We start from the raw sequence: 2,930 nt of genomic DNA on the forward strand, positions 1-2,930 counted from the left end.
TAATAAACGCCATTACCCTGACATTATTAGTTTATTCTTTCAAGAAATCTGCAGGGCGCACTCTGAAATCTTTGAAGATTGCTTTGACCAAAGGGTTAAATCTGGCCCCCTGGAATTGAAAGAAATGGGCCGAAAAATAACATTCTGGCGGAATTTTTGGGCTTTCTTTTTTGCCGTGGTTATAGCTATAGCAATCGGTATACTCATGTGAGACATATAAGGCAGGAGAATAATATTTGCCTCTTCGCTATTTAGTGTGGGTATTTTGCAATAGATATACTAAAATTTAATGCAATTTGATCTCCAGTTGTGGTATAATTTGCACAACCACAACTGGAAGGGATGATCATCTGTGTATAATGTTAATCGTCACAATAAAAAAGATAAATTATGCAGATTAAAATAGCATAGATTTCGGGGTAGGATAGAGAATTTATCAGATTGAATTAGGTAAAGCAGAGATATTTGTCACATTAAATTAGAATAGAGCACAGGGGAGTGTGCTCTATTCACGGGTATAAGTATCAGATTTTAATTGACAGAGTTAGGGGTGCTGATCTGTGTGTGGATAATATCAGGTTTTTGCGAGTATTTTTCTGTAAATTCCTTCAGAGTTTCAGAGAGAAGTTTCACTCCTTTCTCGGAAGCAAAGTTAATTTCAAAAGTGGCTTCACTGGAGGATAAGTAGAGAGTAACTCTGGGCCTCAAGCTGCAAGCCTAAAAGCAGAGAATTAATGGCAATGCTGTTAATCAGCCGAGGTATACCCTTTGTCCTTAAAGCAATGGCCTCTATGGCCTGAGGATTGAAGATGGTATGATTGCCGCCGGCAAGCTCAAGCTGATGGGATAGATATTCCTTCACCTCTTCTTTGGAAAGAGGATCAAGACTGTATTGCATAACCACCCTCTGATTTAAAGCCTGATTCTGGTTCAACTTCAATTTGTCCAAAAATAGAGGCAGGCCCGCCAGTATTAACACAAAGGGGTTTTGAGAATCCATGTTGAAATTAAAAAGTATGGTCAGATCATTTAAAAACTTGCGGGCAGCAAGCTGCATTTCATCGAGTATGAACACAGGAGTAATTTTCTGGTCGTGATAAAATCTTTGTACAGCATAAAGAGAAGAACTGAAGTTTTCCGAAAAAGCTCTCAGTGCTGTAGTCTTGCCGCTGCCGTTTTCACCCAAAAGTACACCGATTTCCCGGGATTTGAGCAGATAATCGAGCCTGGCTTCAGCGCTCTATTTTACCTTTAGAGGCGGGGTCATAGGGTTTTGTGTGCACCAAATTAATACCCAGAGAAGCGCAGGCAAAGCTTAACCTGTCCGAGCGATAAATTTTGGCATTGTCGACATAGATTATCTCGGGGATTCCCCGACGCAGGATAGCCTCGGTCAACACCGTGCGCACGGTGGAGAATCTCTCGTTTCTAAAAAACATGGCATAGGGGATAATACGGGAGTGGTCATCGATGAAGGCGCTTAAATAGGTTTTTAACTTCTTTCCTTACACGGTGAGGTAAGGACCGGAGAGCACATCACCCTGCCAGAGAGCATTGACTCTCTCATGGGCAAATCTCTTGCGCTCACCTTCACTGCGGGGGGAATCGGGCATGAGGTTTTCCCGCTTTAAAAATCTGAGCAGAGTGGAGTAGGAAATATCGGAGGGCTTGATTTTCTTTTCTGCTATCAGCTGATCATAGAAGAGAGAAACGGAGCGTTCGGGATGCTCTTTTCTGTTCTCCATAATAATTTCTTTGAGTTCAGGAGTAACCTTTCTGCTTTTACCCCTGTCGGAGCGCCGTTTGGGTTTTAAAGCCTCAAATCCGCCCCGGCGGTAATCATTCAACCACATGGCAATAGTCTTGGGCACATATTCTTTAGGCCCATAATAGGGGACATTATGAGTCTCGGTCGCAATTTTTGCTAAATACTCCTTTTGAGAATTTACCTGCCCGGTTAAAATGGGAGAGATGAGTTTAAAGCGGAATAGGGCTATCTTTTCTCTGTCTTTTTCTTTCAAGAAAATAGACCTCCTCTGGCCTGTGATTGATCGGAAATTAAGCTTTATAGCAGATTATCTTCCGATAAGGCCAGCATAAGAGAAAATAGCCCGAAATTCCAGTGATAGCTTGTGTGTTTAAAAAAAGTGCTTGCCAGCCGGTCACTTCCGTGGTAAAATTAAAGAGCCATAAAACTTTTTTGGAAGTGATCAAAATACCTTTGGGAAAAGGTGGGGCTGGGCAAGCCTTTGATGCTTTCAAGCAGTTTTATGGCTTTTTTCTTTTGCGAGCAGTTAAATTTAAGACGAGAGCATATTTTATCGCGAAAAAAGCTCATAACACCGGGCAGGTTGTCCAGAAACCTTCTCAGGTAGGTATGCAGCTGTCTTTGCTCTAAGGTATACTGTTTTTTGACAAGATAACTGTAAAGAGCAGTGAAGATGGCCTTGAGACTTCTCTGAAAGTAGGGAAGTAAAAATGAAGGTAAAAGGGAAACTGTTCTGCGGCAGTGACGACACTTAAATCGCTTGATATGCAGCTGATAGCTTCTGTTTTTCTCGGTTATGATGTAACGTTGATAAAAGCCATGACCTAACATCTCATCATGGCAGCGAGGACACGACCTTAGTGCAGGAAAATCATTGTCCTGGCCGTTCAGGTAATACTGCCAGGGAGAAACGTCAAAATCATGTATTATCTGCATTCAGCTCTCCTCCCCAAATAAAAATAATGTGCTTATATCTTATCAAATTATTTTGGAGGTGAGAAGAGCAAAAAGCAAAAAGATTATGATTAACTTCTTTTAATTCAAGACATAATAAACTGATAAACTACACTTTATGAGGAAGGTCTGCAGCCTCCTGATATAGCCCGTAAGACCAATCATTCGCAGCAGGCTGTTGATAGATACATCAAAGACTATGAAAGAG

General features: G+C 41.4%; 3 protein-coding genes and 2 pseudogenes. 1 reads left to right on the forward strand and 4 read right to left on the reverse strand.

Annotated features, from left to right (window positions below):
- Positions 1–670: 670 nt before the first annotated feature.
- The 4 genes and pseudogenes from BLT15_RS12865 to BLT15_RS12880 all read right to left on the reverse strand — a co-directional run bounded on the left by BLT15_RS12865 (position 671) and on the right by BLT15_RS12880 (position 2,704).
- The gene (locus BLT15_RS12865) at positions 671–1,186 is read right to left on the reverse strand and encodes an ExeA family protein (protein ID WP_089762468.1); all 516 of its coding nucleotides are present in this window, start codon (positions 1,184–1,186) and stop codon (positions 671–673) included.
- Between the two features lie 46 nt (positions 1,187–1,232).
- Positions 1,233–1,484 (reverse strand): annotated as a pseudogene (locus BLT15_RS12870) (DDE-type integrase/transposase/recombinase); the annotation flags it as partial.
- A 21-nt stretch (positions 1,485–1,505) separates the two neighbouring features.
- Entirely contained in the window at positions 1,506–2,021 is a 516-nt protein-coding gene (locus BLT15_RS12875) for a helix-turn-helix domain-containing protein (protein ID WP_159429969.1), read from the reverse strand.
- A gap of 158 nt (positions 2,022–2,179) precedes the next feature.
- Positions 2,180–2,704, reverse strand: a complete 525-nt coding sequence (locus tag BLT15_RS12880) for a DUF6431 domain-containing protein (protein ID WP_089762475.1) — start codon at positions 2,702–2,704, stop codon at positions 2,180–2,182.
- Positions 2,705–2,848: 144 nt separating this feature from the next.
- On the opposite strand from BLT15_RS12880, the pseudogene BLT15_RS13790 reads away from it, so the two are divergent.
- Positions 2,849–2,930: pseudogene (locus tag BLT15_RS13790) on the forward strand (DUF1670 domain-containing protein); the annotation flags it as partial.

The sequence above is a fragment of the Halarsenatibacter silvermanii genome (assembly GCF_900103135.1).
Lineage (GTDB): Bacteria > Bacillota > Halanaerobiia > Halanaerobiales > Halarsenatibacteraceae > Halarsenatibacter > Halarsenatibacter silvermanii.

What these genes read in the sequence shown, in the direction of transcription:
- BLT15_RS12880 (WP_089762475.1), bottom strand. Translation starts at nt 2,704, where the DNA reads ATGCAGATAATACATGATTTTGACGTTTCTCCCTGGCAGTATTACCTG.